The sequence below is a fragment of the Celeribacter indicus genome (genome assembly GCF_000819565.1).
GTDB lineage: Bacteria > Pseudomonadota > Alphaproteobacteria > Rhodobacterales > Rhodobacteraceae > Celeribacter > Celeribacter indicus.
Window position 1 is genome coordinate 536,103 of record NZ_CP004393.1, and the last position, 21,169, is coordinate 557,271.

The following is a 21,169-nucleotide window of genomic DNA, read 5'->3' on the forward strand; positions in this document are numbered from 1 at the left end:
TCGGCATGGCCTCATGTGACACGCCCACCTTGCTCCGGTCGCAGACGTCTCCCTCAGTCGCGCCGCCGCGGCCCGCCCGCTCAGGCCTTTCTCAAAGTTCCTCTGGAACCCTAAAGCGTTTCGGCTTGAATTTGAATCGGCGGGGGTTTCCTTGAGGTGGCTGATGTGATTCATCCTGTTTGGGAGGATGGATCATGTCAGCACCTTTGCCGAATGCGCTTCGGGCGCGGTTTCAGGAGTATATTGAGGAAGGGTTAAGCGGGCGGGCGGCGGCGTTGCGCCTGAAAGTGTCTGCGGCGACAGGCGCGCGGTGGGCGCGTCAGGTTCGGACCAAGGGCCATGCGGAGCCCGCACCGCAAGGCCCGCCACGTGGTCGGGGAAAGCTGGCAGCGCATCAGGCTTTCCTGAAGGAACTGGTCGCGCAAGACCCCGACATCACGCTCTTTGAGTTGCGCGACGCGCTGGCGGCCGCGGCAGGCGTGCGGGTGCATCATTCTTCCATCGCCAACCTGCTGTCCCGGCTCGGTTTCACATACAAAAAAAGTCGCTGGTCGCCACCGAGCGCGGTCGCGCCAAGGTAAGACAGCAGCGGACTGAGTGGTTCAAGCATCGGCTGCCTGCCATTGCGGCCTTTCCCGAACGCGTTGTCTTTATTGATGAAACGGCAGTGAAGACCAACCTGACCCGTCTGCGTGGCCGGGCCAAGCGGGGTCATCGCCTGACCATGGATGCACCGTTTGGCAGTTGGGGAACCCAAACGCTGATCGCCGGGCTGGCCTCGGATGCTTTGATCGCACCATGGGTCATCAAGGGTGCCATGGATGGCCCCGCCTTTGCCGTCTACATCCGAGAAGTGCTTGTCCCGGAGATCGCCCCCGGCACCGTTGTCATCCTGGACAATCTGGCGACCCATCGGAACAAGGAGGCGGCTCAGGCCTTGCACGACCACGGCTGCTGGTTTCTGTACCTCCCGCCTTACTCGCCGGATCTCAATCCCATCGAGCAAGCATTCTCCAAACTGAAAGCTCACCTTCGAAAGATCGGCGCCAGAACCTTCACCGAAGTCTTCGACGCCATCGGCGCAATCTGCGAGCTCTACGACCCAACAGAGTGCTGGAACTACTTCAAGGCTGCTGGATATGTCTCGGGTTAAAGCCGAAACGCTTTATCCGAAGCGTCGACGGCAATGGCGTTGATATGACACTGCGACCTTCATCGGAATTCCCGCGATTCAGGTTTCCGACAAAGGGCTTCAAGCAGGTCGGTGAGGCCGCCTGCGCGCGCCCGGAGGCGCTGCGGCGAGGGGCGATTCGGCCCTGCCCCGCGGTGCCGCAATCCTGCCCGAAAGCCGACGCAAGGCCGACGGAAGTCCGACAGAAATCCGACGCCGGTATGAACGGCCGTTAACCGCGCTCCCGCGGATGGACCGAATTTTAATTTTCGCCGCAACGCTCCGGTTTCGGCCGTCAAGCCATTGAAATCACATGGCTTCCGTTTTCCCGCGGGGACCTATCCGGCACGATAGTTCAAATTGTTCTCACGCCACGATACCCACGCCAAAGCCCCTGTGCTCCCATCCCCCAACAAACAGAGAGGATGGAACCATGATCAATCTGACGACGTGCGATGGCCTGAATGCCGGCACCCTGGGTGCGATCCCGTCCGGCGTGGACCGTCCCGCCAATCACAACCTCACCCGCGCGGCGCGCCGCTCCAATGTGGTGCTGATCGGTGGCCGGCATCCCGCGCCCGATTTCCGTCCGGATCTCGGCGCCCGCCTCGCCTTCGCAGCCTGAGGTCGCGCAGTCACGAAAGGACCAGACCATGATCGACTATTTCGCCAAGGCCCGCGAGGGCCGCATCGCCGCGCTCGACCTGCACAGGAGCGGGGCCGTGATGTTCTTTCCAGAAGGCATGGACGACGCGCCGGCGCGCCCGGCCATCGCACCGCGCGAGCTTATCGCCCAGGTGAACAAGCCGATGTTCCTGCGCTCCGCCTCCGTGACGGGGAGTGCCGTGCGGGACCTGCCGGAACCCGCGGCGAACGGCCCGCTCCTTCTGACAGAAGATCTCGTGGTGTCCAGGGTTCTGGACAAGGCCGCCTGACGCTCAGACCTGGACGAAGCTGCGCGAGCCGTTGTCGTACTGGTGCAGGTCGCCGTTGCCGATATCGGTCCATAGCCCGTGCAGCGTCAGGTTGCCCTCCTCCACCGCCTCGCGCACGAATGGGAAGGTCATCAGGTTTTCGAGCGAGATGAGGACGGATTCCTTTTCGAGTGCGCGCTTGCGGTCGGACTCGGGCACCTCGAGGACGCGCTCGTAGCCAGGGCGAAGGATGTCCATCCAGCGCCCGACGAAGGAGGATTTCTGTTCGAGTTCGGGCGCATGGCCGGAGCACATGTCGTAACAGCCCTGTACGCCACCGCAGTTGGAATGGCCGAGGACGACGAGATGCGCGACCTTGAGCGCGGTGACCGCATATTCGATCGCCGCGGAGGTGCCGTGGTGGTCGCCGTCATCGGTGAAGGGCGGCACGAGGTTCGCGATGTTGCGATGGATGAAGAATTCGCCTTCGTCCGCGCCGAAGATGGAGGTGACATGCACACGCGAGTCGCAGCAGGAGATGATGAAGGCGCGGGGACGCTGTCCTTCCTCGGCAAGGCGTTTGTACCAGGCCTTGTTTTCCGTGAATGTCGTTGCTTTCCAGCCGTGATAGCGTTGCACCATGTAGGTCGGGAGCGGTTTTGCATATTTCATCGAGGCGAAACTCTCTTTCAGACTTCGGCGGAATTTTCGGGCGAATGTAGTGAGAGTTTTCGCGGAATTCGAGAGAGAATCCGCTTTGCATTAAACCCTTTGTTCAGCGGCCTGTTGCAAACTTCCTGCATAGCGCGTGGGGGTGCTTCAGGATGACGGGTGAGACGATGGTGGTGGCGAAACTGCGGCCGGAGGGTGCCGTACAGCTCGACAGGGACCGGCTCGACCAGCTTTACGGTCAGCTCGGACCCGCGGGGGCGGAGGGGGTCATCTCCCGCGCGATGGAGGAGCTGGCCGTGCGGCTGGCCAGGGTGGAGACGTGTTTCAGGAAGGCGCAGTTCGACGAGATGCAGCGCGCCGCCCGGTCGATGATCGCGATTTCGGAGCAGATCGGCATGGTGACCGTCGCGCAGGTGGCGGGCGACGTGAGTGCGCTCGCGCTTGGCGATGACGGCGCCGCGCTTGCCGCCTGTGTGGAGCGGTTGATGCGGATCGGGGAAAACTCTCTGCTTGCGGTCTGGGATCTCCAGGGCGCGACGCTCTGAGCATTCGGGGATCGGCCAAGGGCGGGGCAGGCGAGCCTGCGGGAACCGGCTTGCAGGTGGCATGGGATGGGTTAGGTTTGGCACGAACCGTCACGAAAGGCCCCTCCGATGTCCCTTTGCTTTGCCGCGGCGAGCGCGGCGCAGATCCCGCTTCATCTTCTCACGCCCGACGCGCTCGAGAGCTTCCTGTCGGACCTGCCGCAGGCGGAGGCGCGCTGGGTCCGGGCGAGCGGGTTTGCGGCGCAGCCTGGCACAGTCTGCCTTCTGCCCGGCGGGGAGGGGGTCAAGGCGGCCCTCGCGGGGCTCGGTTCCGACAGGGACCGCCGGCGCAGCCGTTTCGGGCTAGGCGCCGTCCGTACCGCGCTGCCGGACGGCTGCTACCGACTCGAGACCGATCTGACGGGTGACGCGCTCGACGAACAGCTTCTGGGCTGGCTGCTGGCGGGCTATCGCTTCGACACCTATGCGGCATCGGCGCCGGTGAAAGCGCAGCTCGTGGCGCCCGACCATGTCGATGCCGCGCGGCTGGTGGCCATCGCAGAGGGCGAGGCGCTGACTCGTGACCTGATCAACACGCCCGCGAACGACATGGGACCGGAGGAACTGGAAGCTGCCGCGCGCGCGCTCGCGGAGGCGCATGGCGCCGACATCTCCGTGACCGTGGGGGAGGCGCTCCTCTCCGACGGCTTTCCGATGATCCATGCGGTGGGGCGGGCCTCGCCGCGCGCGCCGCGCCTGATCGACATGCGCTGGGGCGCACGCGGTCCGGTGCTGACGCTCGTCGGCAAGGGGGTGTGTTTCGACACGGGCGGGCTCAATATCAAGCCGGGCGGGTCGATGGGGTTGATGAAAAAGGACATGGGCGGCGCGGCCACCGTGCTCGGCCTCGCAAAGATGATCATGGCGCTCGATCTGCCGCTGCAATTGCGCGTGCTGATCCCGGCCGTGGAAAATGCCGTGTCCGGGGCCGCCTTCCGTCCGCAGGACATTCTCACCTCGCGCAAGGGCCTGACGGTCGAGATCAACAACACCGATGCGGAGGGGCGGCTGGTGCTCGCCGATGCGCTGGCGCTTGCCGACGAGACGCCGCCCGATCTGCTGATTTCCATGGCCACGCTCACCGGCGCGGCGCGGGTGGCGGTCGGTCCCGATCTCGCGCCCTTCTACGCGACCACGGAGGCAGATGCCGCGGCGTTGAAGGCCGCCGCAGGGAGGGTCGCCGATCCTGTCTGGCAAATGCCCTATTGGGAGCCCTACGAGAAGATGATCGAGCCGGGGATCGCCGATCTCGACAATGCTCCCTCCGGCGGATTTGCCGGGTCCATCACCGCCGCGCTGTTTCTGCGCCGCTTCGTGACCGGGACGCCGCGCTACATGCATTTCGACATCTACGGCTGGAACCCGACCGCCGCGCCGGCGCGTCCGAAGGGGGGTGTGGGTCAGGGCGCCCGCGCGATCCTGGATGCGCTTTCGGAGTTGCTTGCGCTGTGACCGACCGCCGTCTCACTCCCGCCAATGCCCGTGTCGCGCTCGCGGGGTTCGCAGGCGAAGGACAGCGCATCGTCCTGCCTGAGCCCGCCACCGTCACGGTCCCGGTAGCAGATTTGCGGGCGGCGCCGGGAGGAGCGCGCGAGCGGCAGCTCCTTTGGGGAGATCGTTTCGACGTGCTGGAACGGCGCGCGGGCTGGGCCTTCGGCGTTTCGCGCAAGGACGGTTACGTGGGCTATGTGGCGGAGCGGGATCTGGGGGCGGAGGTCGTGCCGGATTACCTCATTTCGGCCCGCGCCACCCATCTCTATCCCACCGACGATATGAAGAGCGAGGCGGTGACGAGCCTGTCCTTTGGGTCGCGCGTCAGGGTGGTGGACGAGCGGCGCAAGTTCATGGAGATCGAAGGCGGGCTATTCGTGCCGAAGCCCCATCTCCGCCCGCTCGCCCGGCCGTTTTCCGATCCTGTCACCGTCGCGCAGCTGTTTTTCGGCACGCCCTATCTCTGGGGCGGCAATTCCGCCTTCGGCATCGACTGTTCCGGAACGGTTCAGGCGGCACTCCTCGCCTGTGGCATCGACTGTCCCGGCGACAGCGATCTGCAACAGGCGCTCGGCGCGCAGGTCGCGGAAGGGGAGAGCTACCAGCGCGGAGACCTGCTGTTCTGGAAGGGCCATGTGGCGATCTGCGTGGATGACGAGGTGATGCTGCATGCGAACGCGCATCATATGGCGGTCGCCTATGAGCCGATCGGCCGTGCCATTGCCCGGATTGCCGCGCAGGGCGACGGGCCGGTGATCGCGCATCGGCGGCTGGAGATCACTCCACGGCGCGGATGAGCTGGCGGTCGAAGATCCGCAGGACGGTGCGCAGATCGGAGCCGCGCTTGAGCACCTGACCCTCCATGCCGATCACCGCATACATCCCCTGTTTTCCACGCAGTTTCGGCCGCTTTTCGATCCGGTAGAGCGGATGCTCGGCGGTGCGGCGGAAGACGGCGAAGACGGCGACGTCCCGCAGGAAGGACATGCCGTAGTCACGCCATTCGCCGGCGGCCACCATCCGGCCATAGAGCCCCATGATGGCACCGAGTTCGTGGCGGTCGAAGGCGACCTTGTCGTTCTGTCCGGGAAAGGGCGTCGGATCCTGCACGTTCATAGACTGAAGGTGGAGCCATTCCGGGTGCAAATCAAGGGCTCTCGCCGTACATCTGCGTCCTGCCCGATTTCAGACACAAAATAACCCATGAATTTCCCGGATCGTCCCGTCATTTGGCCCGCTTGTCGGGTCAGAACTCGTCTCAGAGCGAGAACGCTTTATCCCGGTGTCGCGGTTCAACAGCCCCCACCCAGTTCGCGGCACCGGGATCCCGCTCCATCAACTGTCGAAGGCCGAGACGCATCCGTTTCGGCCTTTTCTTTTTCGAGGCGGTTTTCCCACAGTGCCGGCCTTTCCTCCCGTCCTGACGGATTTGTGCATTTGACTTTGAAAAAACCATGCGAGGATCCTGGGGGAACACGCGAAAAGCCACTTATTCTACGGGAGTTAAAGCGTATGAAGTCATTTCACGTCACGGGCGCGCTCGCCATCGCCCTCATCTGTTCCGCCCCGGCCCTGCTTGCGCAGAGCAAGGCCACGAACCCGGCGGTGAAGGCGCGTCAGGAAGCGATGCTTCAGATCGGCGGCGGGATGAAGGTGCTGTCCGACATGGCCAAGGGCGATCAGGCCTTCGATGCAGAGGCGGCCAATGCGGCGGTCGCAACCATCGCGACCGTCTCCGCGGAGATCCCCGACCTGTTCGAGGCACAGGAAGACGATCCGGAGAGCGAGGCGCTGCCGGCGGTGTGGTCCGATTGGGACGATTTCGTCGTCAAGGCGGAGGCGCTTCACACCGGGGCGCAGAGCATCACCGTCACCGATGAGGCCTCCCTTCAGCCCGCTCTGGGCACGCTCGGCGTGACCTGCAAGCAGTGCCACGACGATTTCCGGGACTGACCTGGCCGCCTGCCGGCATGGCGCGCGGGCCGGGGGCTTGCGCGCCGTCAGCCGCACCAGATGCGGGTGACCTTTCCGGCGTCGTCGAGCTCGATGTTGAGCCGATCGATGCGGTGATCCATCGTCATCATGCTACCCGGCGGCAGGATGCGCACCGGCCCCTCGAGGGCCAGCGCATCCACAGCCGCGCGGTCCTGCCCGACCATCCCCTCGACGCGATCCATGCCGCAGCTGTCTTCGGTGGCGGCCGGCGGTTCCGTTTCCGGGACCGGCGCGGTCTCCTCCTCCTGACAGGCGGAAAGCGCGAAAGCGCCGAGGACGAAGGCACAGCATCGGATTGTCGAGGTCATGAGCGGACTCCATAGCGCGCCAGGAACATCTCCACGGCGCCGTCGATGATTTTCCGGCGCTCGTCTTCGTCGAGTTCGCACCGAGACTGGAAGGTGCAGATCGGGAAGGCGCGCGCCTTGCAAAGTTCCGCGAATTGTTCGGCTGCGAGCTCGATATCGTCAATCGCGAGCTCGCCGCGGGCGATGCAACAGGCGAAATATTGCGACAGCCGGTCCTTCACGAGGCCGGGGCCGTTTTCGTAGAACCGCCGGCCGACCTCCGGGAAGCGCGCGCTTTCGGCGACCGCAATGCGAAACATCGCCTGACCGAGATCCGACAGGAGGAAATCGAGGATCTTGCGTCCGGCGGAGCGCAGATACAGATCGGGGGGCTGACTCTCGTCCACCCTGTCTTTGAAGGCGTCGGCCTGGCGGCGGGTTTCCCGTGCGGCGATCTCGAGAAACAGGACCCGCTTGTCCGGGAAATAACTGTAGAGCGTCGCCTTGGAGACCCCGGCCTCGCGGGCGATGTCATCGACGGAGGCCCCGTCATACCCATCGCGCATGAAGACCGCGCGGGCGCCGTCGATCACCTGATCGAACTTGCGCCCCTTCCTGATGTCCGTACCCATGGATCCTCCCCTTCGTCGCGTCACCATAGAGCCTTGCGCAATCCGCTCCAACCAAAGAAAAAAGGCAGGCCACTCGGGCCTGCCCAGTGCTCGACAGGGATGATGCCGATACGCGCCACACGACAGGCGCCGGGAAAACCTAAACCGGCCGGTTCAGTCGGGCAAGAGATTCTGAACCGTCCGGTTCACTTTGTCGCGAGGATCGTGGGTTGCATGCGGCAAGTTGGCGGCATAATTTAGAACTATTCTAAATTAAGGTGCTGCATGATACCGGGTTTCGCAAACCGCCGCCGTTTCTCCGATCTCAATGAACAGGAAATTCTCGCGCTCGCCATCTCTTCAGAGGAGGACGACGCGCGCATCTACCGCCAATATGCCGCAAAGCTGCGCGCGGATTTTCCCGACAGCGCGGCGATCTTCGATGCCATGGCCGAGGAGGAGGACGGGCACCGCGAGGCGCTCATCGACCTGCACAAGCGGCGCTTCGGCGACATGATCCCGCTCGTCCGGCGCGAGCATATCTCCGGCTATTACCTCCGCAATCCGGTCTGGCTGATCGAGAACCTGTCGCTCGACCGTATCCGGGAGGAGGCGCACCTGATGGAGAGCGGCGCGGAGGATTTCTACCGCAGGGCCGCGGCCCGCACGCGCGATGCCGATACCCGCGCCCTGCTCGGGCGTCTCGCGGCGGCCGAGGCGGGGCATGACAAGCGTGCCGGCGAGCTCGAAGCGGGACTTCTGGGCCAGGACGCGCGGCGGGACGAGGCGCGCACGGCGCATCGGAAATTCGTCCTGACATGGGTGCAGCCGGGGCTCGCGGGGCTGATGGACGGATCGGTCTCGACGCTCGCGCCGATCTTCGCGACGGCCTTCGCGACGCAGGACACCTGGACCACCTTCCTCGTGGGGCTCGCGGCCTCGGTCGGAGCCGGGATCTCGATGGGCTTCACCGAGGCGGCCTCCGACGACGGCGAACTCTCCGGGCGCGGCTCGCCGGTCAAGCGTGGCATCGCCTCGGGCGTGATGACCATGCTCGGCGGCCTTGGTCATGCGCTGCCCTATCTCATCCCGCATTTCTGGACGGCGACCTTCATCGCGATGGCCGTGGTCTTCGTCGAGCTTTGGGCAATTGCGTGGATCCAGAAGAAATACATGAATACGCCCTTTTTGCGTGCGGCCTTTCAGGTTGTCTTCGGCGGCGCGCTGGTGTTCGCTGCGGGTGCGCTCATCGGCGGCGGCTGATGAGTATTTGGAGCAGCAAAAAGACGAAGGCGCATGACCAGGATCTATGTCGATGCGGATGCCTGCCCGGTGAAGGGCGAGGCGGAAAAGGTCGCGACGCGACACCGGGTGCCTTGCCTTCTCGTGTGCAACGGTGGGCTCAGGCCCTCGGAGAATCCCTTTGTCGAGATGGTGTTCGTGCCCGATGGCCCGGACGAGGCGGACAAGTGGATCGCGGAGCGGGCCGGGTCGGGCGATGTCGTGGTGACCGCCGACATTCCCCTTGCGGCGAAGGCGGTGGAGGCCGGCGCGCGGGTGCTCCGGCATGACGGGGAGGTCTATACGCGCGCGAATATCGGCAATGCCCTTGCGATGCGCGATCTGATGTATGACCTGCGGGCGGCGGATCCGTTCCGCCAGGGCGGCGGGAAGAGCTTTACAAAGGCGGACCGCTCGCGCTTTCTGGATGCGCTGGAGCGGGCGGTGCAGGGCGCGAAGAGGGACAGGACATGAGTATCGACGCGGTGGTGTTCGACATCGGCAACGTGCTGATCGAATGGCAGCCGGAACGCCATTACGACACGCAGATCGGTGCCGAACGGCGCAGGGCGATGTTCGAGGCGGTCGACCTGCATGCGATGAACGACCTGGTCGACCAGGGGCACGATTTCCGCATCACGGTCGAGCGGACCGCCGCGCGCTACCGCGATTTCGAGGCCGAGATCCTGATGTGGTATCATGACTGGATCAAGATGGCGACGCCGGAGATCCCGCATTCGGTCAAGCTCATGCGCGCGCTGCGCAGCAAGGGCGTTCCGGTTTTCGCCCTTACCAATTTCGGGATCGAGAGTTTCGAATTCGCGGAGACGCAGTATCCCTTTCTCACCGAATTCGACCGCCGGTATATCTCCGGCCGGATGGGCTGCGTGAAGCCGCATCCGCTGATTTTCGAAATGGTGGAAAAGGATTGCAGGATCGCGCCGGAGCGGCTGCTGTTTACTGACGACCGGCACGACAACATCGCCACGGCGGAGGCGCGCGGCTGGCGCACGCATCTTTTCGAGGGGCCGGACGGCTGGGCGGCGCGGCTCGTGGCCGAGGGGTTGCTGAGCGCGGAAGAGGCGTCAGCCTAGCGCGCGGACGGCACGGCTGCCGAGGGGAATTTCCTTCACCGGCAGGTGCACGATGGCGGAGAATGCACCGACGCCCACCCCGACCCACCAGACGGCGGTATAGTCGCCATAGATGTCGTAGAGCCGCCCGCCGAGCCACACGCCGAGGAAGGCGCCGAGCTGGTGCGAGAAGAAGACGATCCCGTAGAGCGTGCCCATGTAGCGCAGTCCGTAGATATGGGCGACGAGGCCGGAGGTCAGCGGCACGGTGGCAAGCCAGAGCGCCCCCATCGCGACGGAGAAGATCAGCACCGATGTCGGCGTGATCGGCAGCGCGATGAAGAGGGCCGCGGCCAGCGTGCGCCCGAAATAGATGCCCGCGAGCAGGTATTTCTTGGAAAAGCGGTTGCCGAGAAACCCGGCGAGGAGCGTGCCGCCGATATTGGCGAGCCCGATGAGGGAGATCGACACGGCGCCGAGGGCGGAGGTCGAGGTGACGCCGAGCGAGGCGAGCGTGCCCGAGGGGTCGATGGCGCCGCACATTTCCGTCACGAGCGCGGGAAAATGCGCGGTGATGAAGGCGAGCTGATAGCCGCAGGAGAAGAAGCCGAGGAAGATCAGCGTGTAGGAGGGGTCGCGGAAGGCCTTGCCGAGGATCTGACCGAGGCTGTCCTCGAGTTCCGAGCGGGAGGCGGGGGCGGGGCTGCGCATCATCGGCAGCGCGGCGAGGCTTGCGAGCACGGCGGCGGCAAAGAGGAGGAACACGTTCTGCCAGCTCATGAAGCTCAGGAGCCATTCCGCCAGCGGCGCGCCGAAGACCTGGCCCGCGGATCCGGCGGCGGTCGCGATGGCGAGCGACATGGAGCGGTTCTCGTCGGAGGAGGCGCGCCCCACCACGGCGAGGATCACGCCGAAGCCGGTGCCCGCGATGCCGAAGCCGACGAGCGTTTCATAGAATTGATGCGCGAGGGGCGAGACGGCGAAGGAGGACAGCACCAGCCCCGCGGCATAGGTGAGCGCGCCGAGGATGATCGCTTTGCGATCTCCGATCCGTTCGGCGAGCGCGCCGAAAATCGGCTGGCCGATGCCCCAGAACAGGTTCTGGATCGCGATGGCGAGGGAGAATTCCGCGCGCGGCCAGTTGAACTCCTCCGCGATGGGGATCTGGAACACGCCGAAGGAGGCGCGGATCGCGAAGCTCACGACGATCACGATACAGCCGGCGACGAGAACGGGTGTGACGAGGGGGGTGCGATGGGCGGACATCTTTGTCTCCTTTGGCTCAGCTTTCGGACAATCGCGCCCGTCGGTCAATCGAATGATCCGCATGGGTCGCATCACCTTTCCTTATGATCCGGCGCGGAGTATGGGAGACATATGAAAACGCTCATGGATATCTATGCGGCCCGTGTGGCCGAGGGGCGCCTGCGCCCCGATCCCGCACAGGAGGCGGTTCTGCCGTTGCTCGAGCGCGTCCGGCGCGAGCTGGCGCAGCAGCCGAAGGGCAAATCCGGGCTGCTGTCGCTCATCGGCGGGCGCCGGAAACCGGAAGCGGTGCGCGGGCTTTACCTCTGGGGCGGGGTCGGACGGGGCAAGTCGATGCTCATGGACCTGTTTTACGAGCATGCGCCTGTTCCGGCGCGGCGGGTGCATTTCCATGCCTTCATGCAGGAAGTGCAGGCGGGGATCGAGGCGGCGCGCAGGGCCGGGACCGCCGATGCCATCGGCCCGGTGGTGGAGACGATTGCCGCCGATATCCGGCTGCTCTGTTTCGATGAGATGCAGATCACCGACATCGCCGACGCGATGATCGTGGGACGGCTGTTCGAGGGGCTGTTCGCACGGGGCGTGACGGTCGTCACCACCTCGAACCGCGTGCCTGACGACCTCTACAAGGATGGGCTGAACCGCCAGCTTTTCCTGCCCTTCATCGTGCTGATCAAGGACCGGCTCGAGGTGCATCACCTGCATTCGCCGGTCGATTACCGGCAGGGGCGACTGACCGGGACGCCGGTCTATTTCCATCCGGTGACCGACGAGGTGCGCGCCACGATCGACGACATCTGGACCGACCTTACCGGCGGCGCACGGGAAAGTCTGACGCTGCGGGTGAAGGGGCGCGACGTCGTATTGCCCCGCTTTCACAACGGGATCGCGCGGGCGCGGTTCTGGGATCTCTGCGGGCAGATGTTCGGACCGGGGGACTATCTTGCCATCGCGGATGCGGTGAAGCTCATGATTATCGAGGACATTCCGCGCCTCACGCGCAGCAATTTCAACGAGGCGAAGCGGTTCGTCACGCTGATCGACGCGCTTTACGAGGCGAAGGTGCGCACGATCTGCACCGCGGTGGACGCGCCCGAACGGCTCTATATCGAGGGGTCGGGTGCGTTCGAATTCGAGCGGACCGCCTCGCGCCTGCGCGAGATGCAGGACGCGAGCTGGGGCGAGGACTGAGCCTCAGCCCCTGGCCAGGATGTTCCTGACGCGGGGCACGACGTCCTCGCCATAAAGGCGGATCGTGTCCATCATCGCGTCATGGCTCACCGGCCCTGCCGAATATTTCAGGTCGAAGCGGTCGAGGCCCAGCACGCGCACCGTCGCGGCGATCTTCTCTGCGACGGTGTCGGGCGAGCCGACATAGAGGGCGCCGTGGTCGATTTCGTGGTCGAAGGCCTTGCGCGAGAGCGGTGGCCAGCCGCGGCTGCGTCCGATCCGCTGGTGCATGATCGCGTAGCCCTCGAAGAAGCGGTCGCGCGCCTCCCTGTCCGTCCTGGCGACATGGCCGGGCGAGTGGCAGCCGAGGGGCAGGGCGGGGGCCTCCATCTTTTCGCGCACCTCGCGGTAGAGATCGGCATAGGGTTTGAAACGCGCGGGATTGCCGCCGATGATCGCGAGCGCCATGGGCATGTTGTGGCTGGCGGCACGTACCACGGAGTCGGGGCTTCCGCCGACGCCGATCCAGACCGGGATCGGCGTTTCCGGGAGCGGATAGACGGTCTGGTTTTTCAGCGCCCTGCGATGCCGGCCCTCGAAGCTCACCTTGCCCTGTTGCACGAGCGCGGCGATGATTTCGAGCTTTTCCTCGAACAGCATCTCGTAATCCGACAGGTCGTGGCCGAAGAGCGGAAAGCTTTCGGTGAAGGATCCGCGCCCCAGCGTGATTTCCGCGCGCCCGCCTGAGATCGCCTGAAGCGTGGAGAAGCGCTGATAGACGCGGATCGGATCGTCGGAGGAGAGCACTGTCACCGCAGAGGTCAGGCGGATGCGCGACGTCTGTGCTGCGATGGCCGCGAGCACCGGCTCGGGCGCGGAGATGGCGAAATCGTCGCGGTGATGTTCGCCGAGGCCGAAGACGTCGAGACCGACCTCATCGGCGAGGATGCCCTCCGCGACGACGTTGCGGATCACCTGTGCCTGCGACAGGTCACGGCCCTCGTCATCCCATGTGACGTCGCCGAAGGTGTCGATGCCGAATTCCAGTGCCATGGCTGTCTCCCGATCTCCCGATGCTGTGAGACACAGATATTGCGATGCGCGCGGCGGGAAAAGCCGCAGGCGCGCACAGCGTCTGTTTGCGGCTCAGCCGTTGGTCTGAAGGATGTGACCCGCTAGATAGAGCGAGCCGCAGATCAGGATGCGCGCCTCGGGAGCCGTCTCTGCGATCCGCTTCACGGCGGTGAGGACATCGGGCGCGGTCTCTGCCGCCATGCCGCTCTCGCGCGCCGCCGCTGCGGTCACATCGGCGGGCAGGGTCGCCTCGGCATCGGGGATGGAGACGGCATGGAAACCCTTGGTGTGGCGCGCGAGCGGGCGCAGGTATCCGCCGACGTCCTTCGTGTTGAGCATGCCGCAGACTAGATGGGTCTCGCGCTGCGGAAGCCGATCGAGTGCTTCGGCCAGGGCCTCGCCTGCCGCAGGGTTGTGTCCGCCGTCGAGATAAAGCTCCGCCTTCGGCGCGGCCACGGTGAGCGGGCCCTCCTTGAGCCGCTGCATGCGCGCGGGCCAGTGAACGTCGGTCAGCGCCGCCTCGAGGGCGGCATCCCCGAAGCCGAGATGGCGCAGCGCCGCGAGGGCGGCGCCCGCGTTCAGGATCTGGTGATGCCCGGCAAGGCGCGGCAGGGGCAGGTCGCGCAGGCCGCGCTCGTCCTGATAGATCAGCCGTCCGCGCTCCTCCCAGACATGCCAGTGCTGTCCGTAGGCCAGGAGCGGGGCGTGCAGCCGGGCGGCGCGCTCCTCGATCACCGTGAGCGCCGCGTCGGGTTGCGGACCCACGATGCAGGGCACGTCCTTCTTGATGATGCCGGCCTTCTCGCCTGCGATCGCCTCGATCGTGTCGCCCAGGAACTGGGTGTGGTCGATGGAGATCGGCGTGATGATCGTGAGATCCGGCCGATCGATCACGTTCGTTGCGTCGAGCCGGCCGCCGAGCCCTACCTCGAGCAGCGTGTAATCCGCCGGGACCCGGCTCATCGCGAGCATCGCGGCGACCGTCGTGATCTCGAAATAGGTGATGGGGGCGCCGCCGTTGGCGCGTTCACATTCCTCGAGCACCTCCATCAGATCGGCCTCGTCGATCAGCTTTCCGGCCAGCCGGATGCGTTCGTGAAACCGTGCCAGATGCGGTGAAGTATAAGCATGGACACTCATGCCTGCCGCCTCGAGACCCGCACGGATCATCGCCTGGGTCGAGCCCTTGCCATTCGTTCCGGCGATGTGGATCACAGGCGGGAGCCTGGTCTCGGGATGGTCCAGCGCATCCAGAAGCCGCCACACGCGGTCGAGCACGAGGTCGATCACCTTCGGGTGCAGCGACATCATCCGCTCGAGGATGACGTCCGATGTGCGGGCGCTCACGTTTCGGCGCTCCCCTCGTCCTGTGCCGGCTGTTTCGCTTTCGGTTCAGGCGTCTGATCGGCGGGCTCCGTCTCTGCCGATGCGGCGGGTGCGGGCGCCGGCAGGTCCCCGGCCACGGCGGGCGGCAGGGAACCGAGCATGCGCAGGATCGTCACGAGTTCGCCCTTCATCGCGCGGCGATGGGTCACGCGGTCGAGCATGCCGTGATCGAGAAGATATTCGGCGCGCTGGAAGCCTTCGGGCAGTTTTTCCCGGATCGTCTGTTCGATCACGCGCGGCCCGGCAAAGCAGATCAGCGCATTGGGTTCGGCGATCTGCACGTCGCCGAGCATCGCGTAAGAGGCCGTGACGCCGCCCGTGGTCGGGTGGGTCAGCACGACGATGTAGGGAAGGCCCGCCTCCTTGAGCATCTCGATGGCCACGGTCGTGCGCGGCATCTGCATGAGCGACAGGATCCCCTCCTGCATCCGCGCGCCGCCCGCCGCCGAGAACATGATGAACGGGCGCTTCAGCGCGATGGCGCGTTCGACGCCGGCGATGAAGGCATTGCCGACATACATGCCCATCGAGCCGCCCATGAAGGAAAAGTCCTGTGCCGCGGCAACGACGGGCGTGCGTCCGATCTCGCCCTCCGCGACCAGCATCGCCTCTTTTTCTCCCGTCGCCTTCTGCGCCGCGCGCATCCGTTCGGGATAGCGTTTCTGATCGCGGAATTTCAGCGGATCCTCGATCGGCATCGGCACGGCGACCTCGGAAAAGATCCCGCCGTCGAATATCGCGGTGAAGCGGTCGCGCGGCGTGATGTGCATGTGATGGTCGCAATTGGTGCAGACGTTGAGGTTTTCCGTCAGCTCCCGGTGGAACAGCATCGTGCCGCATTCGGGGCATTTCGTCCAAAGATTGTCCGGTGTGTCCCGCTTCGAGAAGAGCGAGTTGATCTTCGGGCGGACGTAATTGGAAATCCAGTTCATGAGCGCGCCTTTGGACGTTGCGGTGATTGGCCCCCCAGATAAGGCCACACGCCGGGAAATGCAATCAACGCCTGAGCGCGAGGCGGGCGGCGAGCCAGGTGACGACCAGCAGGATCGTTTCGAAGGCGATCACCTTCGGATCGGTGTAGAGCGCGGCGATCTCGGCGGTCTGGACCATCCGTCCGAAGCCCGAGAGATTGCTGGCCTGCGGGACGAGCAGCATCGCGGCCGCATTGTTGATGAAATGCAGTGCGCAGGCCGGACCGATCGTGCCGGAGCGCGCGGTGAGATCGCCGGCAAGAAGCCCGAAGCCGGTGGCCCAGATCACCGGAAAGAATTCCGCGCCCTGCCCGAAGGACGAGATATGGCCGAGGCCGAACAGCAGCGCCGAGGCGACGAGGCCGAACGCGTAGGAGCGGGACACAGCGATGATCTGGCTTTGCAGATATCCGCGGAAGACGATTTCCTCGGCCGTGATCTGGATCATGATCCCGAGCACCGCGAAAGGCAGCCAGAACAGCCACGCCCGCGTCGGGAGATTCTCCGAGATCTGGACTTCGGCTCCCGTATCCCAGGGCAGGACCATCGCAAGGAATACGAGCGGGCCGACCCATTTCAGCACGGAGACGAACTGCCGCCGCAGGCGGGCGGCGGGGCCGGTCAGGTCCCGCAGGCCGCGCGCGTGCAGCCGCCGCGCAAGCACGAGCGCGGCGAGCAGGGTGATGGCGAAGCCCGACAGGATCGTGAACAGCCCGCCCGGCGTCGTCCCGATGGCGAAGCTGCCGCCAGGTCCCTGCGCGACGAGGCGCAACTCGGGCGCGGCAAGTCCGATGAGCGTATAGAAGACCGGCCCGACCGCGATGGTGACGAAGAACAGCGCGAGGATCGCGGCAAAGAGGCGCCAGCGTTCGGGACGACGGCTGGCGGAGGCGATGATCGGCGCGTAAGGGTGGAAGCTGGCGGACACGGGAAGGGTACACCTGTCACTTGACGGAGACTGAAGAAGCGATAGCAGGTTGCGCCAGGCGACGAAAGGCGGCCGCAGGCGGAACCCCGCCGAGGCGGGCATGCGCGGCCGGCACCGGCGCGGTGCGAACGGGAACGACGGAGGCAGGAACATGGGGCGGGAAGGACGCGGTGTCCGGAGGATGACCGGGGCGGCCATGGCGGCGGCCGTGGCGCTGGCGCTGACGGCCTGTCAGATGCCGCCGCCCGGAACGGGCGCCGGGGCCGGTCTGCCGCGCCGGGTGACACTCGTGCAGAGCGGGCTGAGCGTCGAGGGGCCGGCGGGGTTCTGCGTGGACACGGCCTCGGTCCGGGATACGGCGGAGGGCGGTTTCGTCCTGCTCGCGCAATGTACGCGCGCGACCGGCGGCGGTGGGCCCGCGCTTCTCACCCTGTCCGTCTCTCCCCCGCTCGCGGCTCCCGGTGCCTTCGCACCGGCGCGCCTTGCGGAATTTTTCGCGACGGCGGAGGGGCGCGCGGTCCTGTCGCGTGCCGGGCGGGCGGACACGGTGCGTGTGCTCGAAAGCCGGAGCGGTGAAGGGGCGTTCCTGCTTCACGCGCGCGACACCGCACCTCCGCCCATCGCGGGGCTCGACGACGACTACTGGCGCGTGCTCTTCGTCCTCGACGGGCGGCTGATGACGGCGACGGCCACCGGGTTCGAGGCAACCCCGGTCTCCGCGGGCGCGCTGAAGGCGCTGCTCGCGCGCTTCCGCATCGCGCTCGAACGTGCCAATCCCGTCTAGGGCTTGATATTCCAAGAAAAGCTGTTGCGGAAATGGAACCAGACCCCTGATTTTTCCGATCCTTGTTGAGTAGGAAGCCGTGGCCGGCATAGTCTGCGCCGAACGGTTGGACAAAGGCTTCGCCAAAGATGCGTCGGTTTCGCGACTACCTGGAAAAACGGCTCAACGGGATTTCGAGCGGGCGCTGGAAAAGGCGGGCGGATCTGGCCGGTGCGCTCGATCTGGCCACGCTACGGCGGCTGCGCGGGCAGGCGAAGCAGTTGCGCCGGGAACTCGACCGTTTTCTCTTCGTGGCGGAGGGGCGCCTCGCCCTTCCGCTCATCGGGTCGAATGCGATGCAATTGCCTCTCTATACCGAATTCTCCTATCGCCCCGAACTCTGGCGCGGGCCGATCCCGTCGCGTGGCGCGTCCGCCGTCCCGGCGAAGACCATGATCGGCAGCGAGGCGACGCTGTTCCACGACTGCCGGATTTCCGAACTGACCTACCGGCAGGTCCGCAACCTGTCCGAACAGGACCTTGCGCCTTTCGGGGTGCAGATCGACGTCTTCCGCTTCGACGGCTCCTTCCTGTCGCTGTCGATCGACATGCCCGAAGAGGCCTGTCACGGCCTCGGCCGCCGCCACCTGGTGCGGCTCGATTTCGACATCGGGCTCGAGAAGCCGATCGAGATCTTCTCGCGGCTGAACGTGAAGCATGGCCCCAATCTGGAGCAGGTGGTACGCGAATTGCCGTTGCACAGCGACGAGACCTTTGTCGAATTCGACCTGGCCTATACGAAGCTCAACGAGAAGCGGGTGGAGAAGGTGTGGATCGACCTGATTTTCGAGGGTCCGGAAATGAACCAGATCTACCTGCGGGATCTGACCCTGTCGCGCCGTCCGCGCGCGGAACTCTGAGGGAGGGAAAGGATGAGCGATCTGACGCTGGTGAAGACGCGGCTCAGGGCCGGGGTCTGGGAGGGCGAGCTTCATGTCCCGCCGGGTCACGAGGCGCAGCCCGATATCGAGGTGAGCTGCCTCGATCAACAGGTGCCGGGCCATGAGCTGCGCGCGGATCCCGATCGCGCGGGGGTGTGGCTCTTCCGCTTTGCCATTCCCTCCGGGCTGGTCAGCGACGGCGTGCAGACGTTTCTTTTCACCGATCGCGCGACGGGAGACAGGCTCGGATCCTTCTCGCTGATCGCGGGGGAGGCGGCGGCCGACGATCTGCTTGCGGAAATGGCCTTGCTGCGCCAGGAACTCGACCTGCTGAAACGCGCCTTCCGCCGCCATTGCGTCGAGACCGGCGGGACGTGAGCCGGCCCTGACGCCGCGTTTCGGATGACAGCCTGCGCGCGCCCGCGCATCCTTGGCGCGCAAGGGAGGTCCACATGACGCAGTATCCGCATCTTCTCGCCCCGCTCGACCTGGGCTTCGTCACGTTGCGCAACCGCACGCTGATGGGGTCGATGCACACCGGGCTCGAGGAGCGCGGCGACTGGGGGGCGGTGGCGGAATTCTATGCCGCCCGCGCCCGTGGCGGTGTCGGTCTCATCGTCACCGGCGGCATGGCCCCGAACCGGGAGGGCGGCGTCTATCCCGGCGCGGCGGGGCTGTTCACGGAGACGGACATCGCCAATCACCGGACGGTCACCGACCGCGTCCATGCCGAGGGCGGAAAGATCGCGATGCAGATCCTGAACGCCGGACGCTATGCCTACAGCCCCGATTGTGTCGCCCCCTCCGCGATCAAATCGCCGATTTCTCCCTTCAGGCCGCGCGAGCTCGACGAGGCGGGAATCGAGAAGCAGATCGCCGATTACGCGACGGCGGCGGTGCGGGCGAAGGAGGCGGGCTACGACGGGGTCGAGGTGATGGGGTCGGAGGGCTATCTTATCAACCAGTTCCTCGTCGCCCACACCAACCGGCGCGAGGACCGCTGGGGCGGATCCTACGAGAACCGCATGCGCTTTGCCGTCGAGGTGGTGAGGCGGGTACGCGCGGCGGTGGGGCCTGACTTCATCCTGATCTACCGCATTTCCATGATCGACCTCATCCCCGGCGGCTCCACCTGGGACGAGGTCGTGACGCTCGCCCGCGAGATCGAGGCGGCGGGCGCGAGCATCCTCAACACCGGGATCGGCTGGCACGAGGCGCGGGTGCCAACCATCGCGACCTCCGTGCCGCGCCGGGCCTTCACATGGGTGACGCAGAAGATGATGGGCGAGGTTGCGATCCCTGTCATCACGTCGAACCGGATCAACGATCCTGCGGTGGCGGATCGCATCCTGGCGGAGGGCTGCGCGGACATGGTGTCCATGGCGCGTCCCTTCCTCGCCGATCCCGATTTCGTCGCGAAGGCCGCCGGGGGCCGCGCCGCGGAGATTGCGCCCTGCATCGCCTGCAACCAGGCCTGTCTCGATCACACGTTTTCGGGCAAGCTCACCACCTGCCTCGTCAATCCGCGCGCCTGTCACGAGACCGAGCTCGTCTACGCGCCGGCCGATGCGCCGAAACGGATCGCGGTCGTCGGGGCGGGCCCCGCGGGAATGACCGCGGCGATCATTGCCGCCGGGCGCGGGCATCGCGTGACGCTGTTCGACCGCGCCGGGGCGGCGGGCGGGCAGCTCAACATGGCGCGCGTCATTCCCGGCAAGGAGGAGTTCCACGGGCTCGTCGCGTGGTTCGACACACTGCTCGTGCGCAATGGCGTCGAGATGCGGCTGGGGACCGAGGCGACGGCGGAGGGGCTCGCAGCTTTCGACGAGATCGTGATCGCGACCGGGGTGCGTCCCCGCGATCCGGAAATCCCCGGCCAGAACGATCACGGCAATACCGTGAGCTATATCGACGTGTTGCGCGATCGCGTGCCGGTGGGGCGGCGCGTGGCGGTCGTCGGTGCCGGAGGGATCGGTTTCGACGTCTCCGAGTTCCTTGTCACCGGACACAGCCCGACGCTCGATCTGCCGGAGTGGAAGGTGGAATGGGGCATCACCGACCCCGCCCGCGCCCGCGGTGGCATCGCCCCGGAGGGGCCGCGGCCGGAGGCACCGCTGCGCGAAGTCACGCTCTTGCAGCGCAAGGCGGAAAAGCCGGGCCGGCGTCTCGGTAAGACCACGGGCTGGATCCATCGTGCCACGCTTCAGATGAAGGGGGTGCGGATGATCGGCGGCGTGAGCTATGACGCGGTGACGCCCGAGGGGCTGCTCATCACGAGGGACGGCGTCCAGCAGCTTGTCGAGGCGGACACGATCGTGCTTTGCGCCGGTCAGATCTCCGAGCGCGGGCTTGTCGATATGCTTGAAAAGGCGGGGATATCCTGCCACGTCATCGGCGGCGCGGATGTTGCGGCGGAACTCGACGCGAAACGTGCGATAGATCAGGGTGCGCGTCTCGCCGCCCGGCTCTGATCGCGCGGCGGGTCGGGGAGGGGCGGTTTCCCGCGACAACACGATTTCCGCAACACCACGCTATTGTCCCCGGCCTTCCCCATTCTCGCCCGAATTGGACGGGATAAGGCAGGTCTGAGG

General features: G+C 65.7%; 24 protein-coding genes. 15 read left to right on the top strand and 9 right to left on the bottom strand.

All coding sequences use genetic code 11. The features are described 5' to 3' along the window. Nucleotides 1-194: 194 nt before the first annotated feature. From P73_RS24720 to P73_RS02680, 3 genes are all read left to right on the top strand, one after another. A protein-coding gene (locus tag P73_RS24720; protein WP_144401203.1) for an IS630 family transposase occupies nucleotides 195-1,153 on the top strand; the annotation gives its coding sequence in 2 pieces (ribosomal slippage) (nucleotides 195-536 and nucleotides 539-1,153; 957 coding nt in all). A 451-nt stretch (nucleotides 1,154-1,604) separates the two neighbouring features. Then, the gene (locus P73_RS02675; RefSeq protein ID WP_043868332.1) at nucleotides 1,605-1,796 is read left to right on the top strand and encodes a hypothetical protein; all 192 of its coding nucleotides are present in this window, start codon (nucleotides 1,605-1,607) and stop codon (nucleotides 1,794-1,796) included. Between the two features lie 28 nt (nucleotides 1,797-1,824). Further along, nucleotides 1,825-2,106: a hypothetical protein gene (locus P73_RS02680; RefSeq protein ID WP_043868333.1), complete on the top strand. Its 282-nt coding sequence runs from the start codon at nucleotides 1,825-1,827 to the stop codon at nucleotides 2,104-2,106. Between the two features lie 3 nt (nucleotides 2,107-2,109). On the opposite strand, the gene P73_RS02685 is transcribed toward P73_RS02680, so the two are convergent. Further along, a complete protein-coding gene (locus P73_RS02685; RefSeq protein WP_043868334.1) occupies nucleotides 2,110-2,757 on the bottom strand; it encodes a carbonic anhydrase in 648 nt (215 codons plus the stop codon). Nucleotides 2,758-2,909: 152 nt separating this feature from the next. Between P73_RS02685 and P73_RS02690 the strand changes: the two genes are divergently transcribed. The 3 genes from P73_RS02690 to P73_RS02700 all read left to right on the top strand — a co-directional run bounded on the left by P73_RS02690 (nucleotide 2,910) and on the right by P73_RS02700 (nucleotide 5,629). Continuing rightward, on the top strand, nucleotides 2,910-3,302 hold the full coding sequence (locus P73_RS02690; protein ID WP_052453009.1) for a hypothetical protein: 393 nt from the start codon (nucleotides 2,910-2,912) through the stop codon (nucleotides 3,300-3,302). 108 nt (nucleotides 3,303-3,410) lie between these two features. After that, entirely contained in the window at nucleotides 3,411-4,793 is a 1,383-nt protein-coding gene (locus P73_RS02695; protein ID WP_043868336.1) for a leucyl aminopeptidase family protein, read from the top strand. Next, on the top strand, nucleotides 4,790-5,629 hold the full coding sequence (locus tag P73_RS02700; RefSeq protein WP_043868337.1) for a C40 family peptidase: 840 nt from the start codon (nucleotides 4,790-4,792) through the stop codon (nucleotides 5,627-5,629). The genes P73_RS02695 and P73_RS02700 overlap by 4 nt, the downstream gene beginning before the upstream one ends. Here the strand turns inward: P73_RS02700 and P73_RS02705 are convergent. Beyond that, on the bottom strand, nucleotides 5,610-5,948 hold the full coding sequence (locus P73_RS02705; RefSeq protein ID WP_043868338.1) for a DUF2794 domain-containing protein: 339 nt from the start codon (nucleotides 5,946-5,948) through the stop codon (nucleotides 5,610-5,612). The two genes, P73_RS02700 and P73_RS02705, sit on opposite strands and share 20 nt — an antisense overlap. A 396-nt stretch (nucleotides 5,949-6,344) precedes the next feature. On the opposite strand from P73_RS02705, the gene P73_RS25885 reads away from it, so the two are divergent. Continuing rightward, a complete protein-coding gene (locus tag P73_RS25885; protein ID WP_043868339.1) occupies nucleotides 6,345-6,785 on the top strand; it encodes a c-type cytochrome in 441 nt (146 codons plus the stop codon). Nucleotides 6,786-6,832: 47 nt separating this feature from the next. Here P73_RS25885 and P73_RS24730 read toward each other — a convergent pair whose 3' ends face one another. Both P73_RS24730 and P73_RS02720 read right to left on the bottom strand, forming a co-directional pair. After that, nucleotides 6,833-7,135, bottom strand: a complete 303-nt coding sequence (locus P73_RS24730; protein WP_043868340.1) for an I78 family peptidase inhibitor — start codon at nucleotides 7,133-7,135, stop codon at nucleotides 6,833-6,835. Continuing rightward, complete coding sequence (locus P73_RS02720) at nucleotides 7,132-7,746, bottom strand: TetR/AcrR family transcriptional regulator (RefSeq protein WP_043868341.1); 615 nt, start codon at nucleotides 7,744-7,746, stop codon at nucleotides 7,132-7,134. Before P73_RS02720 ends, P73_RS24730 begins: the two co-directional genes overlap by 4 nt. Nucleotides 7,747-8,010: 264 nt before the next feature. On the opposite strand from P73_RS02720, the gene mbfA reads away from it, so the two are divergent. The 3 genes from mbfA to P73_RS02735 are packed head-to-tail and all read left to right on the top strand — an operon-like array spanning nucleotide 8,011 to nucleotide 10,100. Beyond that, nucleotides 8,011-8,988, top strand: coding sequence for an iron exporter MbfA (gene mbfA / locus P73_RS02725; protein ID WP_043868342.1), 978 nt, complete (start codon nucleotides 8,011-8,013; stop codon nucleotides 8,986-8,988). 33 nt (nucleotides 8,989-9,021) lie between these two features. After that, complete coding sequence (locus P73_RS02730; protein WP_043868343.1) at nucleotides 9,022-9,480, top strand: YaiI/YqxD family protein; 459 nt, start codon at nucleotides 9,022-9,024, stop codon at nucleotides 9,478-9,480. Continuing rightward, nucleotides 9,477-10,100 (top strand): HAD family hydrolase, encoded by a 624-nt coding sequence (locus tag P73_RS02735; RefSeq protein ID WP_043868344.1) that lies wholly within the window; start codon nucleotides 9,477-9,479, stop codon nucleotides 10,098-10,100. Before P73_RS02730 ends, P73_RS02735 begins: the two co-directional genes overlap by 4 nt. Here the strand turns inward: P73_RS02735 and P73_RS02740 are convergent. Then, nucleotides 10,092-11,345, bottom strand: a complete 1,254-nt coding sequence (locus P73_RS02740; protein ID WP_043868345.1) for an MFS transporter — start codon at nucleotides 11,343-11,345, stop codon at nucleotides 10,092-10,094. The two genes, P73_RS02735 and P73_RS02740, sit on opposite strands and share 9 nt — an antisense overlap. Before the next feature lie 111 nt (nucleotides 11,346-11,456). Between P73_RS02740 and zapE the strand changes: the two genes are divergently transcribed. Next, nucleotides 11,457-12,536, top strand: coding sequence for a cell division protein ZapE (zapE, locus tag P73_RS02745; RefSeq protein WP_043868346.1), 1,080 nt, complete (start codon nucleotides 11,457-11,459; stop codon nucleotides 12,534-12,536). Between the two features lie 3 nt (nucleotides 12,537-12,539). On the opposite strand, the gene P73_RS02750 is transcribed toward zapE, so the two are convergent. The 4 genes from P73_RS02750 to P73_RS02765 form a co-directional block, all read right to left on the bottom strand. After that, on the bottom strand, nucleotides 12,540-13,568 hold the full coding sequence (locus P73_RS02750; RefSeq protein ID WP_043868347.1) for an LLM class flavin-dependent oxidoreductase: 1,029 nt from the start codon (nucleotides 13,566-13,568) through the stop codon (nucleotides 12,540-12,542). Nucleotides 13,569-13,661: 93 nt separating this feature from the next. Next, on the bottom strand, nucleotides 13,662-14,936 hold the full coding sequence (locus P73_RS02755) for a bifunctional folylpolyglutamate synthase/dihydrofolate synthase (protein WP_043868348.1): 1,275 nt from the start codon (nucleotides 14,934-14,936) through the stop codon (nucleotides 13,662-13,664). Beyond that, nucleotides 14,933-15,907, bottom strand: a complete 975-nt coding sequence (gene accD / locus P73_RS02760) for an acetyl-CoA carboxylase, carboxyltransferase subunit beta (protein ID WP_043868349.1) — start codon at nucleotides 15,905-15,907, stop codon at nucleotides 14,933-14,935. Before accD ends, P73_RS02755 begins: the two co-directional genes overlap by 4 nt. A gap of 64 nt (nucleotides 15,908-15,971) precedes the next feature. After that, nucleotides 15,972-16,874, bottom strand: a complete 903-nt coding sequence (locus P73_RS02765) for a CPBP family intramembrane glutamic endopeptidase (protein WP_052453010.1) — start codon at nucleotides 16,872-16,874, stop codon at nucleotides 15,972-15,974. A 181-nt stretch (nucleotides 16,875-17,055) separates the two neighbouring features. Here P73_RS02765 and P73_RS02770 point away from each other — a divergent pair, with 181 nt between their 5' ends. From P73_RS02770 to P73_RS02785, 4 genes are all read left to right on the top strand, one after another. Next, nucleotides 17,056-17,658, top strand: coding sequence for a hypothetical protein (locus P73_RS02770; protein ID WP_043868350.1), 603 nt, complete (start codon nucleotides 17,056-17,058; stop codon nucleotides 17,656-17,658). Nucleotides 17,659-17,786: 128 nt separating this feature from the next. After that, complete coding sequence (locus P73_RS02775) at nucleotides 17,787-18,557, top strand: DUF6478 family protein (protein ID WP_043868351.1); 771 nt, start codon at nucleotides 17,787-17,789, stop codon at nucleotides 18,555-18,557. Between the two features lie 12 nt (nucleotides 18,558-18,569). Then, nucleotides 18,570-18,956 (top strand): hypothetical protein, encoded by a 387-nt coding sequence (locus tag P73_RS02780; RefSeq protein WP_043868352.1) that lies wholly within the window; start codon nucleotides 18,570-18,572, stop codon nucleotides 18,954-18,956. Between the two features lie 74 nt (nucleotides 18,957-19,030). Further along, nucleotides 19,031-21,049, top strand: a complete 2,019-nt coding sequence (locus P73_RS02785; protein ID WP_043868353.1) for an NADPH-dependent 2,4-dienoyl-CoA reductase — start codon at nucleotides 19,031-19,033, stop codon at nucleotides 21,047-21,049. The last annotated feature ends 120 nt before the right edge of the window (nucleotides 21,050-21,169 follow it).